Below are 20,354 nucleotides of genomic sequence, written 5' to 3'. Positions count from 1 at the left end.
AAGAGACGGAGAAAATTGACCCCGTCTCTTTTTGTTAACTGCTAACCATCGATATCGATAATACGATCGACAAAACCTTCGTAGAAATCTTGTTCATGTGAGACGACAATAACAGTTCCTGGGTAGTCAGCTAAACTTTTTTGGAGACTTTCTTTGGTCTGCTGGTCAATATGATTAGTCGGTTCATCTAAAATCAATAGATTTCCTTCTCTCATAGTCATTTCAGCCAGTTTAACTTTAGTTTGTTCTCCACCGCTTAGCATCTGAAGCTGTTCTTGAGCCAGTTGGTTAACCAAACCTGACCGAGATAAGTGTTTTCTCAATTCTTTATTTGTCGCTGTTGGAAATAGATTACTTAAGTATTGAATGGGTGTTTCAAGAGGAAATTCCCATTCTAAGTCTTGTGAGAAATAATTAATTTTTGTATTGGCTGGAAAGTGAAATTCACCGGATAATGCTGGGATTTCACTAATCAAGGTTTTGATAAGTGTTGATTTTCCAACACCGTTAAATCCACGAATAGCAATTTTTTCGCCGTACCGGATAGTTAAGTTAATTGGCTGTTGTAACAGCGGTTGTGCATAGCCGATAACTAAATTATCTGTTGATAAAGCAAGTGTAGTGATAATCGGGTTATATCGAAAAGTAAAATTAGGTTTGGCTGCTTCGTTAGGTGGAGTCAAGCGATCGATTTTATCCAATTGTTTTTCACGGCTTTTTGCCATTGTTGATCGAGACCCCGCTTTGTACTTTCGAATATAAGCCTCTGTTTTTTCAATATGTTTCTTTTGAGATTCATACTGTCTTAAATAAGCATCACGGTTTGTTTCTTTTTGTTTAAGCGCCTTAGTGAGATTTCCTTTGTACTTAGTTAATTTTCCAAATTCGATATCAGCAATATGTGTTGTAATATCGTTTAAAAATGCACGATCATGCGAAATAACTAAAAAAGTTCCCGGAAACTCATTAAGAAAATCAGTTAGCCACTTAATATGCGTATCATCAAGATGGTTAGTCGGTTCATCTAAAATTAGTGTATCAGGATTTTCAAGTAATAATTTTGCCAAGATAACTTTTGAACGTTGGCCGCCGCTTAAATTTTTTAAATGGGTATCTAATCCTAAAATATCAATACCAAGCCCTGAAGCCATTTCTTGAATTAATGTATCCATTTGGTAGAAATTTCCCTGATCGAGTTGTGTCTGTAGATTTCCAGCCTTTTCTAACAAGCTATCATCATAGGTCTGTTCATAATCTTCGTAATAAGAGGCGATTTTTTGTTCTTTAAGCAAGTCTTTATTGAATGCAGTTTTTAAAAATTCGTAGATAGTCAGTGTTTCATCAACTTCGATGTATTGATCAAGATAACCTAAATGATGATTTTTTGGAAATTCAACACGCCCTTCATCAGGCAAAAGATCACCAATAATAATTTTAATTAAAGTCGATTTTCCTGCACCGTTTTGTCCAATTAAACCAACGTGTTCACCTTTATTAATTTGCAGATTTAAATCTTCATATAGTACTTTATCACCAAATTGTTGTGTAATATTTGTTAAATTTAACATAAGTATCCTTTCTTTCGCACAAAAAAACTGTAGCACGATGTCGTCTACAGTTTTACGAAATCACCAAAAATAGGTATACTAAATAACCTATTTTGATGAAACTTTTTATCGTAATCCTCTTTAACATTGCTTCATCATTTAATTATGTCAAGAGGTGTATTTCTAATAAATTTTAAATAGTTTTTAAGAAACATGGAAACAACCTTCCTTCGCTGTGTAAAGTGTATCATGTTCTTTTTTCATTGTCTAATATAGTTAAAGAGATTATTTAATTATGTAAAATATTATCATAGTTCTTATTACAAAATCCTCATGAATGAATTAAAAAAATCTAACCTAATAATATGATTAGTCCCCCCAAGTTAATAAAAAGTTTCTCATACCTAAACTAGTTTTTTTGTCATATTTTTTTCAGTAATAATATCAAATTCACTAACTAAACTTGTTCCCTTTTCTTTTAACAAATGGAATGTTATTACGTCTATAAAAATTAGAGCAGCTATCTCTAGGTCAATTATTATTATTAAGTTTATAAAAATCGCTTCTTTTATCTAGTCACAGTACTTAAGAAAAAATTGGTATAATAACGGTATATGTAAGCTGATTTTGTTAAAATATTAACTAATTGATATAATTTAATTATTGCGAGAGGAGAATAAGTATGAAACGAGTATCTAAAATTGAATGGGAAATGGGTAGTAATATAAAAAAGGTTTGGGAAACAGTTACTAATCTTGATGATTGTGATTGGAGGAGTGACCTATCTAAGATAGAGAAAATAAATGAACAAAAATTTATCGAACATTTTAAAAGCGGAGGACAAACAACCTTTGTAATTACAGATAAAGAGTTCTGTAAAAAGTATTGTTTTGATATGGAAAACAAATTTTTTATAGGAACATGGACAGGTATTTTTATAAAACTAGATACACAGAAAACTAAATTAATCTTTTCAGAAGAGCTTAATATTAAAAATCCTTTCATTTGGGCTCTTTCTTTTCTCGTAATGAACTTAAAAAGAATTCAAAAAGAATATATGCAGGATTTAGAAAGAAAACTCAGTCATGATTAGTATCTTAGAAATCATTAATCATTTAAACTCTATAGCTTCAAGTGATTATAAAAAAACACTATAAGATTAGGAGTACCTGAAAAAGACATAATAGGTGTACCAACTAAAAAATTAAGAAAAATTGCTAAAAAGTGTGGTGATGACGAACAATTGATTCAGGACTTAGGGAACTCAGAATACAATGAATGTAAGATTATAGCTGTTTTACTTATGAACTCTAATGACTATTCAAAAGAGCAAATTGAAAAATACATGGATCTTGTGCATTCGTGGGATCTATGTGATATGTATTGTAAACATGTCATTATTAAAAAAAAGATTATGAGGATTTTATATTAAATTGGATAACTAGCGATAATACTTAAGTAGCCTCTACATCAGTTCACAAAGATTTATCAAATATTGAAATAGAAAAACACTTAAGCCTAATACATGAGTCGAAAATAACTGATGATCTTATCATAAAGAAATCTGCTTCTTGGGCATTAAGAGAATCAGGAAAAATAAACGAATTTTCCAATAAAAAAAGCATTGAAGTTGCTGAACAGTTTAAAAGTCACTCTAATAAAGCATATATTTGAGTTGGCAAAAATGCTTTAAAAGAACTAATTACTTTGATTAAAGTACCTAGTAGAAGTAGATTAATTTCTTCAAAATTTAAGATGGATAAATAATTTCTAAATAATTAAAAGCTCAACATATCTGACCTATGGTAACTATGAATGATTTTAACGAATTAAGCCAAATTACCTTAATAATTATTAAAAGGCCTCAGATAAGGTTTGAAGCCCTTTTTACTTGGTATAATGTTTAATTATATAAAATACAAATTAAAATAACAGGAAAGAGAAATGATATGATAAAAAAATTAACAGATTTAACAGCTGAACAATTGGATGAAATAGTAAAAATATGGTTAGTCACAAATATATCTAGTCATAATTTTATTCCGAAAGAGTATTGGAAAGAAAATGTGGACTACGTTAAGGAGGAATTGCCTAAAGCTGATGTTTATGTTTATTTAGATGATGAATCAATCAGAGGATTTATAGGATTACAAGAAAACTATATAGCAGGTATTTTTATTTTAGAAAAATATCAAAATTTTGGTATCGGAAGTCAATTATTGGAAGTAGCTAAACAAAATTTAACTACAATGGTTTTATCAGTTTATGAAAAAAATGAAAAAGCAACTCAGTTTTATTTAAATCATGGTTTTAGAATAGTAAATCAATCTCTTGATGGTGATACAAATGAAGTTGAATTAATCATGAAGTGGAATGTAGTGTGAAAAAGCAACTCGAATGAGTGCTTTTTATTTTATTATCCAAAAGCTAATTTTTTATTACGTATTCTTTGTCTGAAAAGTTGATCACATCAATATTGTATTCATGCCTTTCGCTCTTTTAATTTATTGTTTTTTATCATATGGTATAACACCTGATTCTGCTGGATTTTCTTTAGTATTTTTATATTCGTTATTTTGATATTTTAAGCACTTAGTATTTTTTGAATATCTAGTAGGTAAAACTCCATTGTTATAATTGGCAGCTATAACTTTCAGATGTTTTTACCTGAGTCTTAATTTAGAAAGCCTAGAAAATTGGTGAAAAGTGAATATAATTTTAAAAAAGTAATAAATTACTATTTTGTGATATGATAAATCATAAAATAAAGGAGATGTGTTTTTTATGAAAGATGAAAGTCATGGGATTCAAGTGCTAGGAAGAGCTGCATCCATCATGTCCATTTTGATGTATGTTTCGTATATTCCTCAAATTTTAAATAATTTAAATGGAAATTATGGCAATCCGGTTCAACCCTTAGTTGCGATGATTAATTGTATTTTTTGGACAGTGTACGGTTTCTTTAAACATGAAAGAGATTGGCCGATTATTTTTGCTAATGTTCCTGGAATTATCTTAGGAGCCATTACATTTTTTACAGCACTGCATTAATTAAATATTATTTACATAATAACATATCAGATGAGGGGGGCGTGCTTTTACGTTTTCTCTTATCTTTTTTTTGCTTGTTTATGCTACAATAGGAACATAAAATTGATAAAGGACGATGTTAAGTGGCAGTTTTAGGAATAGATACGTCGAACAAATCGATGGGAATTGTCTTATCGAGTAAAGGTCGGTTAGTGGGAGAACATGTTTCAGCTGAACAGAAAAATCATAGCGTAACTTTGATGCCTGCGATAGATTTTGTGATGCAAGAAGCAAAATTGCTTCCCAAGGATTTAAAAAAAGTAGTTGTTGCTAAGGGTCCAGGATCATATACAGGTTTGAGGATTGCCGTAACGACAGGCAAGACATTAGCCTGGACTTTAGGTATTCCATTATATGCAGTGTCTAGTCTAAAAATTCTAGCCAAAGGTGTAAATCAGCAATTAGCTAAAGAAGCATTGATTATCCCCTTGATGGATGCCAGACGCAATAATGTTTATGCAGGCGGATATCGGTATGAATTAGGTCATTTAAACAGTGTTATTCCTGACAAACATTGTTCGATTGATGGATTAATCAATGAATTAAATAATTATAATTTGCCTTTAATTTTTGTCGGGGAAGATACTGAGACATTTCGCAAAAGTATCCTTGAAGCATATCCTGAAGCAACTATCATTAATGAACCTTTAATACCCCGTGCATTAATGAATGTAGTTACTGAAAGCGACTTAGTGTCTGATATTGAATCATTTGTACCAGATTACTTAAAACGTGTGGAAGCAGAGGAAAAATGGTTGGAAACGCATGAAATTGGAAGCACGGATTATGTTAAACGGGTTTAATTTTTTTAAGCACCCTTTTATTACGGACGCACTGTCATCAATTAACTTCAGTCATCCAGAGCATACGATAGACAAAACAGCTTTGTCAGATATTGGAGCTCTTCAAAATATACTCAAAGATATCTACGGCAAATCACCATGGAGCTATTCAATTTTTATCATGGAATTAACACCTGGAAGTAAGTCAATTTATTTTAATTATTTGATTGGTAAAAAAATTGTCGGTTTTATCGGTATTCGAATTCAAGGGATTAATGCACACATAACAAATTTATCTATCTTAACCGAATATCAAGGCAAAGGGTATGGGGGCCAGTTAATGACATATGCGGTAGATTATTCTATCAGAAGAGGGTGTCGAGAGATGACACTGGAAGTCAGCAAAGAAAATCTGCCAGCGATTGCTCTTTACGAACGTTTCGGCTTCACTGTCAGGGGGCTAAAAAAGGCTTATTATAAGCGATCTGGAGAAGATGCCTTGGACATGATTTATTATTTGCGAGGTGATGACGATGTATCAATTGATTGAGCCAACTAGTGTGACTAATGAATTGACTGTTACACTGTACAAATTGAGTCAAGCAGCATTTGATTTTGGCTCGCCTTGGACTGAGCAGCAGTTTGCCGATGCACTGGCAAATTCTAATAATCGAACATTGATTATCTGTGATGACCAAAGTCAAAATACTTTAGCGTATTGTACGATTCAGGTTGTGCTAGATGAGGCTGAACTATTAGCCATTGCTGTTAGCCCGGAACAACAAGGAAAAAATACAGGAAAAAGAATTTGGTATGAAATGAAAAAATTATTGAGAACAGAAGGTTGTCATAAATGTTTTTTAGAGGTTAGAGAGTCTAATCAAATTGCACGGTCTTTTTATGAGACACTCGGGTTTGAAAGAATCGGTACACGTAAAAAGTACTATCATTTTCCGACAGAGTCAGCAATCTTAATGGCAATATCTTTATAGGAAGAGTGAAAAATACAGTGAAAGAATTATTAACAAACGGACAGCACATGCACTTGATTTTAGCAATTGAAAGCAGTTGCGACGAGACAAGTGTCGCGGTTATTAAAGATGGCGTGACGATTTTATCAAATATTGTTGCTTCACAAATAGAAAGTCATAAGCGGTTTGGCGGAGTTGTTCCCGAGGTTGCCAGCCGTCACCATGTTGAACAAATTATCGGCTGTATGGAAGAAGCACTCGAGTCAGCAGATGTCGATGTTTCCGACTTAGATGGTGTGGCAGTAACCTATGGACCAGGACTTGTTGGGGCTTTATTAATCGGTATTACTGCAGCAAAAACATTTGCTTGGGCTAATAATCTGCCATTGATCCCTGTTAATCACATGGCGGGTCATATTTATGCAGCTCGATTCGTTGAGGAAATGACCTTTCCTTTAATGGCTTTATTAGTTAGCGGTGGTCATACAGAATTAGTGTATATGAAAGAACATGGACATTACGAAATTATTGGCGAAACGAGAGATGACGCGGCGGGCGAAGCTTATGACAAAGTGGGCAGAGTTATGGGATTAAGTTATCCTAGTGGTAAAGAAATAGATGAGATGGCTCATCTTGGTGCAGATACTTACCATTTTCCTCGTGCGATGATGAAAGAAGATAACTTTGATTTTAGTTTTAGCGGATTGAAGAGTGCTTTTATTAATTTAGTTCATAATGCAGAGCAACGAGGTGAAGAATTAATTCCAGTTGATTTAGCTGCAAGTTTTCAACATAGTGTTGTGGATGTGCTAACGACAAAAACCGTACGGGCATGTAAAGACTACCGAGTAAATCAGTTAATAATTGCTGGTGGAGTTGCTGCGAATCAGGGTTTACGAGAAAAAATTAAAAGTGTGATGGCAGATGATCTGCCACAAGTTAAAGTAACTGTACCACCACTGAATTTATGCGGTGACAACGCGGCAATGATTGGAGCAGCGGGCTTTATTGAAGCGAAAAAAGGTCATTTTTCCGGTTTAGATTTAAATGCTAAGCCAGGTCTCTCTTTATAGAGACGCAGGTCAGTAGAAAAGATGGATAAAGAAATGGAGGCTATTTAATGATTAATAATCGCCCCATCGGTTTTTTGGACTCAGGTGTAGGAGGGTTGACTGTGGTTAAAGAAGCTCTGCGTCAATTGCCTAATGAAACAGTATGTTATATTGGCGATACTGCAAGGTGTCCTTATGGTCCACGACCGATTGAACAAATTAAAGAGTACACTTGGGATATGGTTCAATTCTTACTAGAAAAAGATGTTAAAATGATTGTTTTTGCTTGTAATACTGCCACTGCTATCGTTTTAAATGAAATCAAAGAAAAGTTGAAAATCCCAGTTGTCGGTGTGATTAAACCAGGAGCTAGAGCTAGTGTTAAAGTTACAAGAACAAAACATATTGGAGTAATTGGCACTGTCGGTACAGTGACTTCTCAATCTTATACACAGGCAATTCATGATAAAATTTCGCAAGCACGAGTCACAGAGTTGGCTTGTCCAAAATTTGTGCCGATTGTTGAAAGTAAACAATATCAATCAGAAATTGCTGAACGTGTAGTTAACGAAACACTTGTACCTTTAAAGAATCAGACGATTGATACATTGATATTAGCTTGTACGCACTATCCTTTATTAAAGTCATTTATCCAAAAAAGCATGGGTGATAATGTGACTCTGGTTGATTCGGGAGTTGAAACAGTTAGTGAAGTGAGCATGCTTTTAGACTATTATGATATTTCGGCAGCACCGCTGGGAAAAAGTAAAAAGCATAAATTTTTTATGACGGGGTCCAAAGCGATGTTTGATGATATATCAAAAGATTGGCTAGGATTGACAAAAATTAATTCTGAACGAGTAATTTTTAAATAAAGGAGCAAATTAATAATGAGACAATACAACCGAATGGCAGAAGAATTAAGACCGGTAACATTTGAAATAAATTATTTGATTCACCCTGAAGGATCTGTTTTAGTTAGTTTTGGGCAAACAAAAGTTATTGTGACAGCATCAATTGAAGAAAGAGTTCCGCCGTTTTTAAGAGAAACTGGTTCGGGTTGGGTGACTGCAGAGTATAGTATGTTGCCGCGTGCGACAAATACTAGAAATCGTCGCGAAAGTAGTAAGGGAAAGTTGACTGGAAGAACAATGGAAATCCAACGCCTGATTGGCAGGAGTTTGCGAGCTGTAGTTGATTTAAAAAAATTGGGTGAACGGTCTATTGTAGTTGACTGTGACGTGATTCAGGCTGATGGTGGTACACGGACAGCTAGTATCACAGGTGCTTATGTGGCACTTAGGCTAGCGATTGATACCCTGCTTAAATCTGGTGAGTTAAAGGATAATCCTATCAGAGAATCTGTGGCAGCTATTAGTGTCGGAATTCTAGCGGACGGCACAAAAGTTTTGGATTTGAACTACGAAGAAGACAGTGCAGCGCAAGTTGATATGAACGTTGTGATGACCTCGTCTCAACGATTAGTAGAAATCCAAGGAACTGGGGAAGAAGCGACATTCAGCCGTCAAGATATGAACGAGCTGCTTGACTTAGCTGAGAAGGGTATCGCACAATTAATAAAAGAACAAGAAAAAGTACTGAATAAAAGTAACATATCAATAAATTCTGTATCACAGCCTGTTAAAGAAATTCTTATTGCAACTAGAAATGCAGGAAAAGCAAAAGAGTTTAATGCTATTTTTAATGATAAAGGATATACCGTGAAAACCTTATTGGATTACCCAGAAATACCAGATGTTGAGGAAACTGGAAAAACATTTGAAGAAAATGCACGATTAAAGGCAGAAACAATCGCCGAGCGATTAAATTGTCTTGTGCTGGCCGACGATTCAGGACTAAAAGTTGATGCGTTGCATGGTCAACCTGGTGTTTATTCAGCAAGATATGCTGGAGAAGATAAGCGCGACGCAGCAAATAATGCAAAATTACTACATGAATTAACTGACATACCTATGGATAAACGAACAGCACAATTTCATTGTACTCTAGTATTGGCTGCTCCTGACAGAGAAAGTTTAGTCGTTTCTGGTGAGATACCAGGATATATCAGTACGATACCTAGAGGCGAGAATGGATTCGGGTACGATCCATTATTTTATGTACCTGAGTATGAGAAACAAATGGCGGAACTGCCAGAAGCTGTTAAAAATAAAATAAGCCACCGTGCTCAAGCAATTGAAGAGTTGTCTAAGCATTTAGATAATTGGCTTAATCAATAAATAGGAGGTTTGTATGAAAATTTTAGCGGTAAGCGATAATCATGGAGATCGTGATGTTTTAGTTGATATTTTGGCACATTGGCAAAATAAAGTTGACGGCTTTTTTCATTGTGGCGATTCTGAATTAGAGGCTTCTGATAGCCTTTGGCGTGATTACGTTGTAGTTAAGGGAAACTGTGATTATGATCCAAAATACAGAAAGACACAGACAGTTGATTTAGACGGTGTTAGGATTTTTATGACACACGGACATCTATATGGTGTTAATACTGGTATGATGGCATTAAGTTATGCCGCTCAGGAAGAACACGCTGATATTGTATTATATGGTCATACACACAAATTAGCTGCAGAATTAGCAGATGATATGGTGTTTGTTAATCCAGGAAGTATTTCTCAGCCTAGAGGACGATACAGTCATTTGAAAACATATGCTATTATAGAAGATGAAGCAGATAAAAAAAAGGTGTCATTCTATAATCGTCAGCATGAATTGATTCCTGAACTGCAAGTAAAACTTTAAGAAAATGTTTACTGAATAAAGGTGGAGAATTATAAATGATAAGTCATGCAGCAAATGAATTATTATTGGAAAACGAGGAGCACTTCCTGATTGATGCAGATAATGTAGCAACCCTTTTAGAAAACAATAGTTTGGAGCATGCGCTTTTGGTCTTAACCAAAATTGGATATAGCCGTATACCTGTGCTAAATAAAAATGATCAATTGGTTGGCTCTATTGCATTGTCAAAAGTGGTGGATGCTATGTTTGATACACAAAAAATTGATCCTGATAGATTGAGTCATATTAAGATTAGCGATGTCATGGATACTAAAATTAAACATGTGAAAGAACCTTATGATATTGAAAAGATATTGAATTATCTAGTGGATGGAAATTATGTACATGTTGTTGATGATAATATGGTGTTCAAAGGGATTGTCACACGAAAAGAGATTTTAAAATCAGTTAATCATTTAGTGCACGTACTCGATACAAGGTATACTGTAATAAAAAAGCAATTGATTGAAGAAATAGATTGAAAGTTAATTCTTATTTAAAAAAACAGCCCTTTAAAGGGCTGTTTTTTTATGGTTTGACTGTTAATTTAATTGGTGCATCAGGAATCTTTATTCCATTTTCGGTTAATTTTTCAATGTAGGCTGTCATCAATTCAGTTTTAACTTTAAACTGTGTGCCAGCCGTTGCATATGTTATAACTTGGATGGCAAAATCACCATTCTCTAGTGTTATCAAGCCGTTGATGATAATGTCGCTTTTCAAAGAAGAAATATCTCCTTCAATTTTGTCATTAACTTCTTTAATAAGGCTTTTGATTTTTTCAATATCATCGTTTGGCTTGATTCTTAAATTAATTAAAACCTGCTGATCACCACGTGAAAGGTTTGAAATAACTAAAATCTGACGGTTGGGTATATAATTTAATGTACCATTAAAACTTTTAACTTGTGTTGTTCTCAAACCCACTTGATAAACGGTACCTTCAAGCGAATTGATAATGACATGGTCACCAACTTCTATCTGGCGTTCGTAAATAATAAAAAAACCGGTAATTACATCATTTATAAATCCTTGTGCACCAAGACCAATGGCTACCCCAGCAATCCCAGCACCAGCAACAAGAGACCCAACAGGGACACCAAGAATAGTAAGAACCGAGTAAATACCTAAAAAGAATAGCAAGTACTGAATCAGATTTTTTGAAACAGCTTGTAATGTATCTAAGCGAGCAGCTTCATATTTTTGCTTTTTTCTATATTTTTTAATAGAGTTATTCATAATTTTCAACAATAGTTTTCGGCAAAGTGCTAATAATATTAATACAAGAATAATTAAAATACCCTTATTAATTATAAAAGCTAGAATTTTATCCCAGTCTAAATTTTGCCAGAATTTTTGAAAGAAGTTGAGACTCTTTTCTGTCTGTTTGATAATTTCAGATTGTGTTTCAGTTGTTGAAGTCTTCATTGAGAATACCACCTTTCAATGCTTTTGATAGATATTTAAAATCACTTTGTGTATTTTATTGTATCATTTATTTATGTGTTGAGAAATGTTTTAGATAATGTTATTCTGAAATTGGTACTATTTTAATAAGTGGAGGTTAGTGTTATGTCAGGAACGGAAATCGCCGCGATTATTGCAGCGCTAGCATTTGTCGTGTTAGTTGTAGTTGTTGTGTTCTTTTTAATGCAGTTGAATAAAACAATTAATCAGACTACAAGTAAAGTGAATACAATTTTGGATGAATCAAATAAAACAATACAGGTCCTCTCATCAGATACAAATATTTTATTAAAACAAACAGAAAATCTGCTTGCGACGAGTAATGAGCTTTTATCAGATGTGACTAATAAAGTGGAAGTTATTGACCCGTTATTTGTAGCCATCGGTGACCTAGGTGAAAGCGTCAGTGAGTTGAATGAATCAAGTAAGGAATTGTTAGGTAAAGTTGGTCAAGCAAGTAAGACAGCAGCAACAGCGACATTAGTAGGTAAAGCAGCTCAAACAGCTTCTAGCCTCTTTAAGAAAAAATAAATTTAGAATCAAATGAGAGGAAGTACGACATGGGAAAAAATTCTAGTAGTTTTTTAGTAGGTGCTTTAATTGGAGGGGCTGCAGCAGCTAGTGCGGCACTATTATTTGCACCAAAATCTGGGAAAAAATTACGAAAAGATATGATAATACAACTGGATGACATATCTGATGGTCGAGCAACAGAATATTTAGATATCGCTAAAAATATGGCTGGCGAATACTCATGGTTAGGTGAAACGATTAGCCAGCGTGTCGATCAAGCAAAATTAACATCTAAGGAAGCGTTTAACCAGTTTAAGGAAACGGCAGATAATGATGAGATGACTTTTGCTGCGATGGAAATTCAAGATGACGAAGACTATTTTGAAGTGACTCCAATATCTGAAACAGAAGAAGTTATTCTACTACGTACAGATGATGTGTCTGATGAATTGTCAGACATTGTTGTAACAAAATAATCAATAAATAAAGTAGCTGAGAACAAAGTCTCAGCTTTTTTTATGTTGATTATTATTTTCATTAAATAATCGTTATTATAAAAATAGTTGAAAACGAATAAAAATTTTCATGAAAATCAATTAAAACGCTTGCATTAGGATAAAACATTTGCTATTATCAAGGCAGTATCAGGCATCTTGAATAAGTATTTGTTATTCTTGTGAATTATGATAATTAGAAGGAGAAACATCATGGAAAAACAAACAATTACGATTTATGATGTTGCCCGTGAAGCAGCCGTATCGATGGCGACTGTTTCTCGCGTTGTGAATGGCAACCCTAACGTAAAACCAGCGACACGAAAAAAAGTATTAGAGGTTATTGATCGTTTGGATTATCGGCCAAATGCGGTAGCTAGAGGCTTAGCAAGCAAGCGAACTACAACAGTCGGTGTAATTATACCTGACGTATCAAATGCATATTTTGCTTCATTAGCAAGAGGGATTGACGATGTCGCAACAATGTACAAATACAACATTATTTTAGCTAACTCTGACGGTGATGACAAAAAAGAAATTAATGTACTGAATACATTATTAGCTAAACAAGTTGATGGTGTTATTTTTATGGGACATCATTTGACAGAAGAAGTACGTGGCGAATTTTCGCGTTCTAAAACACCAGTTGTTTTAGCGGGGTCTATTGATCCAGACAATCAAGTAGGTTCAGTAAATATTGATTATCGTGAAGCAATGAAAGATGCAACCAATGCACTGATTGCTTCTGGAAACAAAAAAGTAGCATTCATTTCAGGCTCATTGTTGGATCCAATTAATGGAGTAAGCCGGTTGAACGGTTACAAAGAGGCGCTAACTGAAAATAACATTACTTTTACTGAAGGTTTAGTGTTTGAATCAGATTACAGCTATAAGGCTGGTTTGGCTTTAAAAGATCGAGTTTTAAATAGCGGTGCAACAGCTGCTGTTGCGGCTGATGATGAATTGTCAGTAGGTTTATTAAATAGTTTAACTGATTCTGGGGTTAAAGTTCCCGATAATTTTGAAATTATTACAAGCAATAATTCGTTATACACTGATATGGCTAGACCGAGTGTCACAAGTATTACACAACCATTATATGATATTGGTGCTGTATCAATGCGTCTGTTGACTAAGTTGATGAATAAAGAAGATATTGAAGAAAAATCAATAATCTTACCTTATGGTTTGGTAAAACGTGGTTCAACAAAATAAAAAGTAAGAAGAACTATGATTGATTAAATTCAAGCACAGTTCTTTTTATTTTGATTTTATAAAATTGCAATCGCTAAAGCTTGTTGAATATCAGTGATACTTTTATCTTTTTTGAATTGCAATGTTTCCGTGGGAATTTCAGCACTTGAGATAAAAATATGAAGTTCAGCATCTAAATCAAAATGTCCCGCAGTTTCTACACTGAAGCGTGAAATACTTTTAAAAGGAATTGTCTTGTAAGATACCTTTTTTCCTGAAAGACTTTGTTTATCCACAATAATCAAGCGTTTATCTGTAAACACAATTAAATCACGTACTAGTTTGTACGCTAAATCAATAGGTTCGTTTGGTAATAAGACACCATTTAGTGTCTTTTTTACTTCATCGTGATTAATTTCAGTCCCATTTCCTAACAATCCATCAAATAATCCCATAAGAGACCTCCATTCGTAATATATAGTCAGTATATCTTAATTTTTATTGAAAGACATCTTTAATGTAAACGATTTTGTTTTTTTTATTTTGTGACTTAATAGACAAAGCTATAATAACGGGATGTTCAAAAATTGATTGATATATTTTTTAGAATAAATTAGCGATTCCCCACTCCTTAATCATTTTCTATCATATGATATAGCCGGTATAAAAATAAAGGAGCTAATTATATGAAGAAACAACGTTTTAGAACAACAATCTATCTATTTCTGACTTTGATAACGGGTTTAGGGATAACGGGACCGGTCGTTGCATCGGATTCGACGATATCTTCATCCGAAACACAAATGACACTTTCGTCAGAAATATCTGATACTGGTGAATTAAGTGATAGGGGTACAGCAGTACAGCATTTATCTTTAAGCGACTATAGTAAATTAAGTGCAAATGATTTAGCCGAAAAAGTTCGTTCAAAGGAAGTAACAAGTGAAGAATTGGTTAGATTAGCCTTTTTACAGATTAAACAGGAAAATCCGAAATTGAATGCTGTTATTTCTACTAGGAAAGAACAGGCTTTGAAAGAAGCAAAGGAACTGCAAGATTCGGGTCAACCATTTTTAGGTGTACCGATTTTAATGAAAGGGTTGGGACATACTGTTGCGGGAATGTCTAATTCTAACGGTTTCAAATTTGCGCAGCATGAAATGGCTAGAAGTGATGGAAGTGTGACGCGGGTACTAAAAGAACTTGGTTTCATCGTCATTGGTCAAACAAATTATCCAGAGTTAGGCTTTAAAAATATAACTGATTCAAAATTATACGGTAATACCGGAAGCCCTTGGAATCCAGCCTTTCAAGCAGGTGGTTCATCCGGAGGTTCAGGTGCAGCTGTTGCTTCTGGAATGACCCCTGTCGCTTCCGGCAGTGATGCGGGTGGTTCAATCAGAATACCAGCATCGTGGAACGGCATCGTTGGATTAAAACCATCACGTGGTATGATAAAAGGCTCGGGAACATCAGCAAAAAATCAAGTTGTTCACTTTCCTTTAACTAAAAATATGTTAGATACTTCGAAACTTTTTGAAGCTTTAAAAAATCCAAATGCAGTCGAACTATCTGACGATACTGCGGGTAAAAAAATCGGGTATACACTTGAGTCTCCTGTCGGTACACCAGTTAGTGCTGATGCAAAAACTGCAGTTTTGGAAGCTGTTGAGTTTTTAAAAGAGCAAGGATTTGAAGTATCAGAAGTAAAAATGCCGGTTGATGGTAAGAAATTGATGGAAAGTTATTATACAATTGGAGCGGGATCAGCAGGAATGGCTGCTTATCAATTAAGTCGTCTTGAAAAACGCCCGCTTGAAATTGATGATGTCGATATTCTAACATGGGCACTGTACCATACAAGTAAATTGATACCTAAAGAAGATGTAGCAAAGGCTTGGGAATTTAGTGCTGATGCAGCTAAAAAGATGGCTGAATTACATCAAACATATCCACTGATCTTATCACCAACAACAGCTGCGACTGCACCAGTTGTAGATGATGATTTGTTGACACCAGAGCTGCGGTCACAGATGGCTGAAATTGAGAACTTGCCAACAAAAGAAGAGCGCCTGAAATTAATCTATGATCAATGGCTACCAGCCTTAACGTTGACACCATTTACACAACTCGCCAATTTAACAGGCGAACCAGCAATAAGTTTGCCAACATATGTATCTGATAGAGGGTTGCCTTTAGGTATTCAAATAAACGGCGCTGTCGGATCGGATTCACTATTAATTAAAATGGGATCATTATTTGAAGAACATGGAAAATTTAAGCAATTAACAGTCGATGAAACAGAGACAACAAAACCAACCGATACGACTATTTCTTCAATTACTCGACCGTCGATTACGACAACTGATATAACTAATGCCGAAATATCAGAATCAAGCTTGTCTACACAGATACCTGAAACATCTGATAAAATGAACACGAAATCAACTGGCACAACGACAGAGTCAAATGATTCGGCAAATAATTCTGAGTCGCCCGTTGTATCGTCAATGGATGGTAAAATAAACTCGGATGCAAATTTAGGAACTACTAAAACAATCAACGAGGAAACAAGTACGTCTGCACATCATCAGATTAGCACAGATGATGATGAAAAGTCTGAAAAATATGATCGAAATGCAGCAAATCAAAGTATAAACTCATCATCCTCTGAAAAAGAAGAGACAACAAATACAAAGATGAGAAATACTTCAGAAAAATCATCACCTAATGTAAAATCAGACAACCGCATTCTGCCTAAAACAAACGAAAAACTTCCAGTTATTAGTTATTTATTTGTTGGGTTGCCATTAGTTGGTGCTGCAATTTATGGGATAAAACGAAAATTTTAAGTTGCCGACATGAAATCTCTTTAATATTTGGGTATAATTATCTTATACATCAACTATTAAGGAGGTTTTTTATTGAAAAAAATAGCGGTATTATATACTAGTATGATTCTTTTGTTAAGCGGATGCAGCACAAAAGAAGTAAAAGAAACAGGTCATTCTGAAAATTATCAAAATCAATCGTCAAGTGTTGTAACAACCTCAACGTCTCTTAAAAAAGTAAATCAGCTAACAACTGAGACTGTTAATTCAGAGACTAATAAGACAGCATCATTAAATACGAAATTAGATAATCAAGCGAAAGTCAGTCTATCATTACCCAAAACTCAGTATACACTGAGTATTCGTCAAGACATTTCAGATGCATTTTATCAATGGGCCGGCGGCAGAGCAAAAATAGGAGGCATGGCTGTATCGAAAGAGTTTTTCGACCATGGTGCGGCCGGAGTGGGAGATTGGTTTGCTGTAACACCAGATGGTCTCGCAATGGCGCAAACATTTGATCATCCAGGATATGATGGTTTTCCGTTACATATTGTGGGAGGTGTAACGTTTTATTATTCAAAAGATGGTGTGTTGGGTATGACTGATGAAATAAAAGGTAGTTCATTTGCTGAAGGTTTCAGTGGTGTTGCACGAACAGACAAACCAATTATTAAGTATATTTTAGTTGATAATGGCAATATATATGAACTGGACAGCGATTCGTCATTAACCACTGGTTTTTACGAAGCTGATGAAGATGGCACAATCAAGCGTAGTCAAATAAATGAAGTGGCGTTCAAGCAATCTGAGGACAAAGATGCGATTGAGGAATATCAGCGATTATTAGGTCGATTGAACTAATTGTTTTATCTGTTAGTGTTGCGTTTTTAAGGTTTCATGGTAAGATAGTAAAAAAACATAGGAGGATGATGTTATGGGATTAAACGAATTTATTTTAGGATTAAGCAGTTTAGAAAAAATTACACGAGCACCAGGATTTTTTAAATTTACGGAACATACTGTTGCAGCTCACTCTTATCGCGTAGCATCAATTGCTCAAGTTTTAGGAGACATTGAGGAGTATAATGATGTCGAAATTAATTGGAAAGTTTTGTATGAAAAATCTTTAAACCATGACTATACAGAACGTTTTATTGGTGATATTAAAACACCTGTAAAGTATGCAAACCGTGAATTAAGGGGCATGCTTCAAACGGTTGAAGAAAAAATGACAGATCAATTTATCCGTGAAGAAATACCGGAAGAGTTTCAAAAAATATACCGTCGTCGTCTTGATGAGGGGAAGGATTTATCAATTGAAGGAAAAATTCTAGCAGTTGCAGACAAAGTTGACTTGTTATATGAATCTTTCGAGGAAATCGTAAAGAATAATCCAGAACCAGTATATAAAGATATGTTTATCGAGTCGGTAAAAACAATTAAATCTTTTGATGACTTATATTGCGTACCATATTTCTTTAATAACATCTATCCTGAGTTAGTTAATCGAGATTTTTATGGACGTGAAGCGTTTATTAAGCAAGTGATGCATGTCATCGGTGAATAAAAATATGGTTATTTTCATTTGCTAAGCTATCCGTGGCTTTTATTCGGTTAAATTCTTCAGTCACTCATTAAGTTAAAGAAAATAACTATTAAGGAGGAAAAGATGTTTAGACAGATGGAATATTTTTTACTGTTAATTTTCTTATTCTTTGCTATCGGCTATAATATCGCAAAAATAGATAGTCTAACATTAAGTATCACATTTTTTATTATTTTGACGTGCTTAATGCTGATTCACATTTATTTCATGGATAAGAAGAATCGTAAAAAAAGTGGCTAAGTACTATTTTTAATTAAGTTTGATAATTTTTGGGAACGAGGTAATAAAATGACATTTGAAGCAATTTTACCAGAATTGAAAAAAGGGAAAAAGATTATCCGTAAAGGGTGGGGCGGTTTCGAACTGTATGTGACACTGGTAACAGGTGAACAGTATGATGGTTGTCCGGTGACTGATTATCTCTTAATAAAGACGAGCGATGAAGGTTTCTCTAGCTTTGCTCCTACTGTATGTGATATTTTAGCGAATGATTGGGAGCTCGTCGACTAATGAGAGACACGATTAGATATTCAGAGTATCACGGTAAGACAGTACTCGTCTCTGGAGCAGCTTCTGGTATCGGTAAAGCACAAGCCGAAGCCTTTTTAAAACAAGGAGCATTTGTTTTCGGGATTGATCGACAATCCCGGGGATTAAAGGAATTAAAAGATAACTTTCCTGATTTATTTACTTTTTTTATCGGCGATGTTACCGAACAAAAAGATTTAGAAAAGTGGGTAGCAGACAGTTTGAAAGTATCGCCAAGAATTGATATTCTTTTGAATACGGCTGGGATTTTAGATAGCTATCGACCATTAATGGAAACGGATGAATCGCTTTGGGATAAAGTATATGAAACAAATTTAAAAAGTTACTATCGTCTTATTCGATTAATTTTACCTGAAATGTTAAAAGAAAAAGACGGTACAATTATCAACATGACATCAATTGCTGGATTAGCAGCCGGTGGCGGCGGGGTTGCTTATACAATGGCTAAACATGGTGTCGTAGGTCTAACAAAACAGTTGGCTTTAGACTATGCTGCAAATGGTATTCACGTTGTCGGAATTGCACCGGGTGCAATTAAAACACCTATGAATGCTGCTGATTTTACTGGCGATGCTGAAATGGCAAAATGGGTAGCTGACGAAACACCTTGTAAACGGTGGGCGGAACCCGAAGAGGTTGCTGATTTGACCATGTTTTTAGCGAGTCAAAAAGCTAAATATTTACAAGGAAATATTGTACCCATAGATGGCGGCTGGTTGCTGAAATAGATTTGAAATTACATAGAATAATGTGTATGATATATAACAATGGGTTAACGCACTATGACACTTCAGTTGGAAAATTTTCCCATCCTTTGGTCATAGTTATAGAGCAGATTAAAAAGAATCTGTAAAGGAGAAGATAAATGGAATATAAAAAAAGAAAACAAGGAAAAGTTTCTTGGACTACTGCAGATACAACTAAAGTTGCACTTGTTGCAGGGGTGTACGTCGCAATAACAGTTTGCTTATCAGTTATCAGCTTTGGGGCTGTACAGGTTAGATTATCAGAAATGTTTAATTATCTATCGCTATACAATAAAAAATATATTTTTGCAGTAACTTTAGGTGTTGCCATGGCTAATGTTTTTTCACCGTTAGGTATTATAGATGTTGTCATCGGCAGTATGTGTACACTGATAGTTTTGACTGTTAATTATTACATAACAAAAAATATTAAAAACTTAAAACTAAAAATGGTTGTTACAGCTTTACTTTTTTCATTTTCAATGTTTACGGTTGCTGGGCAGCTGACATTTTTTTATAAAGTTCCTTTTTTTGTCAATTGGTTAATTATAGCCGTTGGCGAGTTGATCTCAATGACAATTGGCGGAATTATTATTTATTGGATTGGGAAAAAAATTGACTTAACAAAATAAATAGAAAGCAGTGAAATTATCAATATTTCACTGCTTTTTTCTGGTCTCTAATAAAAAGTCAAAGGTAGAAAAAAA

25 protein-coding genes are annotated in these 20,354 nt (G+C 34.4%); 22 read left to right on the top strand and 3 right to left on the bottom strand.

The features are described from left to right. Positions 1-41: 41 nt before the first annotated feature. Complete coding sequence (locus tag CBF37_RS01915) at positions 42-1,568, bottom strand: ABC-F family ATP-binding cassette domain-containing protein (RefSeq protein WP_125983033.1); 1,527 nt, start codon at positions 1,566-1,568, stop codon at positions 42-44. Positions 1,569-2,229: 661 nt separating this feature from the next. On the opposite strand from CBF37_RS01915, the gene CBF37_RS01910 reads away from it, so the two are divergent. From CBF37_RS01910 to cbpB, 12 genes are all read left to right on the top strand, one after another. Beyond that, positions 2,230-2,640, top strand: coding sequence for a hypothetical protein (locus CBF37_RS01910; RefSeq protein ID WP_125983032.1), 411 nt, complete (start codon positions 2,230-2,232; stop codon positions 2,638-2,640). A gap of 60 nt (positions 2,641-2,700) precedes the next feature. Then, complete coding sequence (locus CBF37_RS11940) at positions 2,701-2,979, top strand: DNA alkylation repair protein (RefSeq protein ID WP_125983245.1); 279 nt, start codon at positions 2,701-2,703, stop codon at positions 2,977-2,979. Positions 2,980-3,496: 517 nt separating this feature from the next. Next, positions 3,497-3,931, top strand: coding sequence for a GNAT family N-acetyltransferase (locus CBF37_RS01900; RefSeq protein WP_125983031.1), 435 nt, complete (start codon positions 3,497-3,499; stop codon positions 3,929-3,931). 400 nt (positions 3,932-4,331) lie between these two features. After that, positions 4,332-4,598 (top strand): SemiSWEET family transporter, encoded by a 267-nt coding sequence (locus CBF37_RS01895; RefSeq protein ID WP_125983030.1) that lies wholly within the window; start codon positions 4,332-4,334, stop codon positions 4,596-4,598. 122 nt (positions 4,599-4,720) lie between these two features. Next, on the top strand, positions 4,721-5,440 hold the full coding sequence (gene tsaB, locus CBF37_RS01890) for a tRNA (adenosine(37)-N6)-threonylcarbamoyltransferase complex dimerization subunit type 1 TsaB (protein ID WP_125983029.1): 720 nt from the start codon (positions 4,721-4,723) through the stop codon (positions 5,438-5,440). Further along, the gene (rimI, locus tag CBF37_RS01885; protein WP_125983028.1) at positions 5,403-5,969 is read left to right on the top strand and encodes a ribosomal protein S18-alanine N-acetyltransferase; all 567 of its coding nucleotides are present in this window, start codon (positions 5,403-5,405) and stop codon (positions 5,967-5,969) included. The genes tsaB and rimI (CBF37_RS01885) overlap by 38 nt, the downstream gene beginning before the upstream one ends. Beyond that, positions 5,953-6,411, top strand: coding sequence for a ribosomal protein S18-alanine N-acetyltransferase (rimI, locus tag CBF37_RS01880; RefSeq protein WP_165866602.1), 459 nt, complete (start codon positions 5,953-5,955; stop codon positions 6,409-6,411). The genes rimI (CBF37_RS01885) and rimI (CBF37_RS01880) overlap by 17 nt, the downstream gene beginning before the upstream one ends. Before the next feature lie 47 nt (positions 6,412-6,458). After that, entirely contained in the window at positions 6,459-7,463 is a 1,005-nt protein-coding gene (tsaD, locus tag CBF37_RS01875) for a tRNA (adenosine(37)-N6)-threonylcarbamoyltransferase complex transferase subunit TsaD (protein ID WP_125983244.1), read from the top strand. A gap of 47 nt (positions 7,464-7,510) precedes the next feature. Continuing rightward, positions 7,511-8,317, top strand: a complete 807-nt coding sequence (gene racE / locus CBF37_RS01870) for a glutamate racemase (RefSeq protein ID WP_125983026.1) — start codon at positions 7,511-7,513, stop codon at positions 8,315-8,317. Between the two features lie 15 nt (positions 8,318-8,332). Beyond that, on the top strand, positions 8,333-9,682 hold the full coding sequence (rph, locus tag CBF37_RS01865; protein WP_125983025.1) for a ribonuclease PH: 1,350 nt from the start codon (positions 8,333-8,335) through the stop codon (positions 9,680-9,682). Between the two features lie 13 nt (positions 9,683-9,695). After that, positions 9,696-10,205 (top strand): metallophosphoesterase, encoded by a 510-nt coding sequence (locus tag CBF37_RS01860; RefSeq protein ID WP_125983024.1) that lies wholly within the window; start codon positions 9,696-9,698, stop codon positions 10,203-10,205. A gap of 35 nt (positions 10,206-10,240) precedes the next feature. After that, positions 10,241-10,726: a cyclic-di-AMP-binding protein CbpB gene (gene cbpB, locus CBF37_RS01855; protein WP_125983023.1), complete on the top strand. Its 486-nt coding sequence runs from the start codon at positions 10,241-10,243 to the stop codon at positions 10,724-10,726. A 46-nt stretch (positions 10,727-10,772) separates the two neighbouring features. Here cbpB and CBF37_RS01850 read toward each other — a convergent pair whose 3' ends face one another. Beyond that, positions 10,773-11,672: a mechanosensitive ion channel family protein gene (locus CBF37_RS01850; RefSeq protein WP_125983022.1), complete on the bottom strand. Its 900-nt coding sequence runs from the start codon at positions 11,670-11,672 to the stop codon at positions 10,773-10,775. 144 nt (positions 11,673-11,816) lie between these two features. Between CBF37_RS01850 and CBF37_RS01845 the strand changes: the two genes are divergently transcribed. The 3 genes from CBF37_RS01845 (at position 11,817) to ccpA (ending at position 13,933) form a co-directional block, all read left to right on the top strand. Beyond that, positions 11,817-12,242: a DUF948 domain-containing protein gene (locus CBF37_RS01845; protein ID WP_125983021.1), complete on the top strand. Its 426-nt coding sequence runs from the start codon at positions 11,817-11,819 to the stop codon at positions 12,240-12,242. Between the two features lie 29 nt (positions 12,243-12,271). Beyond that, positions 12,272-12,700 carry a YtxH domain-containing protein gene (locus CBF37_RS01840; RefSeq protein WP_125983020.1) on the top strand — a complete coding sequence of 143 codons (429 nt, stop codon included), beginning with the start codon at positions 12,272-12,274 and terminating at the stop codon, positions 12,698-12,700. A 231-nt stretch (positions 12,701-12,931) separates the two neighbouring features. Then, complete coding sequence (ccpA, locus tag CBF37_RS01835) at positions 12,932-13,933, top strand: catabolite control protein A (protein WP_125983019.1); 1,002 nt, start codon at positions 12,932-12,934, stop codon at positions 13,931-13,933. A 56-nt stretch (positions 13,934-13,989) separates the two neighbouring features. Here the strand turns inward: ccpA and CBF37_RS01830 are convergent, their stop codons facing one another. Beyond that, positions 13,990-14,367: a PH domain-containing protein gene (locus CBF37_RS01830; protein WP_125983018.1), complete on the bottom strand. Its 378-nt coding sequence runs from the start codon at positions 14,365-14,367 to the stop codon at positions 13,990-13,992. A 231-nt stretch (positions 14,368-14,598) separates the two neighbouring features. Between CBF37_RS01830 and CBF37_RS01825 the strand changes: the two genes are divergently transcribed. The 7 genes from CBF37_RS01825 (at position 14,599) to CBF37_RS01800 (ending at position 20,279) form a co-directional block, all read left to right on the top strand. Further along, the gene (locus CBF37_RS01825; protein WP_125983017.1) at positions 14,599-16,764 is read left to right on the top strand and encodes an amidase family protein; all 2,166 of its coding nucleotides are present in this window, start codon (positions 14,599-14,601) and stop codon (positions 16,762-16,764) included. Positions 16,765-16,836: 72 nt separating this feature from the next. After that, positions 16,837-17,607, top strand: a complete 771-nt coding sequence (locus tag CBF37_RS01820) for a hypothetical protein (protein WP_125983016.1) — start codon at positions 16,837-16,839, stop codon at positions 17,605-17,607. 73 nt (positions 17,608-17,680) lie between these two features. Further along, positions 17,681-18,313 (top strand): YfbR-like 5'-deoxynucleotidase, encoded by a 633-nt coding sequence (locus CBF37_RS01815; RefSeq protein ID WP_125983015.1) that lies wholly within the window; start codon positions 17,681-17,683, stop codon positions 18,311-18,313. Positions 18,314-18,415: 102 nt separating this feature from the next. Further along, a complete protein-coding gene (locus CBF37_RS11575; protein ID WP_165866601.1) occupies positions 18,416-18,592 on the top strand; it encodes a hypothetical protein in 177 nt (58 codons plus the stop codon). Positions 18,593-18,640: 48 nt separating this feature from the next. Further along, the gene (locus CBF37_RS01810) at positions 18,641-18,862 is read left to right on the top strand and encodes a DUF2829 domain-containing protein (RefSeq protein WP_125983014.1); all 222 of its coding nucleotides are present in this window, start codon (positions 18,641-18,643) and stop codon (positions 18,860-18,862) included. Further along, on the top strand, positions 18,862-19,629 hold the full coding sequence (locus tag CBF37_RS01805) for a 3-oxoacyl-ACP reductase (RefSeq protein ID WP_125983013.1): 768 nt from the start codon (positions 18,862-18,864) through the stop codon (positions 19,627-19,629). Before CBF37_RS01810 ends, CBF37_RS01805 begins: the two co-directional genes overlap by 1 nt. Before the next feature lie 137 nt (positions 19,630-19,766). Beyond that, positions 19,767-20,279, top strand: coding sequence for a QueT transporter family protein (locus CBF37_RS01800; protein ID WP_125983012.1), 513 nt, complete (start codon positions 19,767-19,769; stop codon positions 20,277-20,279). Positions 20,280-20,354: the final 75 nt, after the last annotated feature.

The sequence above is a fragment of the Vagococcus vulneris genome (genome assembly GCF_003950515.1).
Lineage (GTDB): Bacteria > Bacillota > Bacilli > Lactobacillales > Vagococcaceae > Vagococcus > Vagococcus vulneris.
This window is presented reverse-complemented; position numbering and strand designations above follow the sequence as displayed.

Coding starts and splice junctions, on each gene's coding strand:
- CBF37_RS11575 (WP_165866601.1), top strand. CDS start 18,416: ATGTTTAGACAGATGGAATATTTTTTACTGTTAATTTTCTTATTCTTT.
- CBF37_RS01860 (WP_125983024.1), top strand. CDS start 9,696: ATGAAAATTTTAGCGGTAAGCGATAATCATGGAGATCGTGATGTTTTA.
- CBF37_RS01805 (WP_125983013.1), top strand. CDS start 18,862: ATGAGAGACACGATTAGATATTCAGAGTATCACGGTAAGACAGTACTC.
- CBF37_RS01895 (WP_125983030.1), top strand. CDS start 4,332: ATGAAAGATGAAAGTCATGGGATTCAAGTGCTAGGAAGAGCTGCATCC.
- CBF37_RS01900 (WP_125983031.1), top strand. CDS start 3,497: ATGATAAAAAAATTAACAGATTTAACAGCTGAACAATTGGATGAAATA.
- CBF37_RS01850 (WP_125983022.1), bottom strand. CDS start 11,672: ATGAAGACTTCAACAACTGAAACACAATCTGAAATTATCAAACAGACA.
- CBF37_RS01840 (WP_125983020.1), top strand. CDS start 12,272: ATGGGAAAAAATTCTAGTAGTTTTTTAGTAGGTGCTTTAATTGGAGGG.
- CBF37_RS01910 (WP_125983032.1), top strand. CDS start 2,230: ATGAAACGAGTATCTAAAATTGAATGGGAAATGGGTAGTAATATAAAA.
- cbpB (WP_125983023.1), top strand. CDS start 10,241: ATGATAAGTCATGCAGCAAATGAATTATTATTGGAAAACGAGGAGCAC.
- CBF37_RS01830 (WP_125983018.1), bottom strand. CDS start 14,367: ATGGGATTATTTGATGGATTGTTAGGAAATGGGACTGAAATTAATCAC.
- racE (WP_125983026.1), top strand. CDS start 7,511: ATGATTAATAATCGCCCCATCGGTTTTTTGGACTCAGGTGTAGGAGGG.
- CBF37_RS01810 (WP_125983014.1), top strand. CDS start 18,641: ATGACATTTGAAGCAATTTTACCAGAATTGAAAAAAGGGAAAAAGATT.
- CBF37_RS01845 (WP_125983021.1), top strand. CDS start 11,817: ATGTCAGGAACGGAAATCGCCGCGATTATTGCAGCGCTAGCATTTGTC.
- CBF37_RS01825 (WP_125983017.1), top strand. CDS start 14,599: ATGAAGAAACAACGTTTTAGAACAACAATCTATCTATTTCTGACTTTG.
- rph (WP_125983025.1), top strand. CDS start 8,333: ATGAGACAATACAACCGAATGGCAGAAGAATTAAGACCGGTAACATTT.
- tsaD (WP_125983244.1), top strand. CDS start 6,459: ATGCACTTGATTTTAGCAATTGAAAGCAGTTGCGACGAGACAAGTGTC.
- rimI (WP_125983028.1), top strand. CDS start 5,403: ATGAAATTGGAAGCACGGATTATGTTAAACGGGTTTAATTTTTTTAAG.
- ccpA (WP_125983019.1), top strand. CDS start 12,932: ATGGAAAAACAAACAATTACGATTTATGATGTTGCCCGTGAAGCAGCC.
- CBF37_RS01815 (WP_125983015.1), top strand. CDS start 17,681: ATGGGATTAAACGAATTTATTTTAGGATTAAGCAGTTTAGAAAAAATT.
- CBF37_RS01800 (WP_125983012.1), top strand. CDS start 19,767: ATGGAATATAAAAAAAGAAAACAAGGAAAAGTTTCTTGGACTACTGCA.
- CBF37_RS01915 (WP_125983033.1), bottom strand. CDS start 1,568: ATGTTAAATTTAACAAATATTACACAACAATTTGGTGATAAAGTACTA.
- rimI (WP_165866602.1), top strand. CDS start 5,953: ATGTATCAATTGATTGAGCCAACTAGTGTGACTAATGAATTGACTGTT.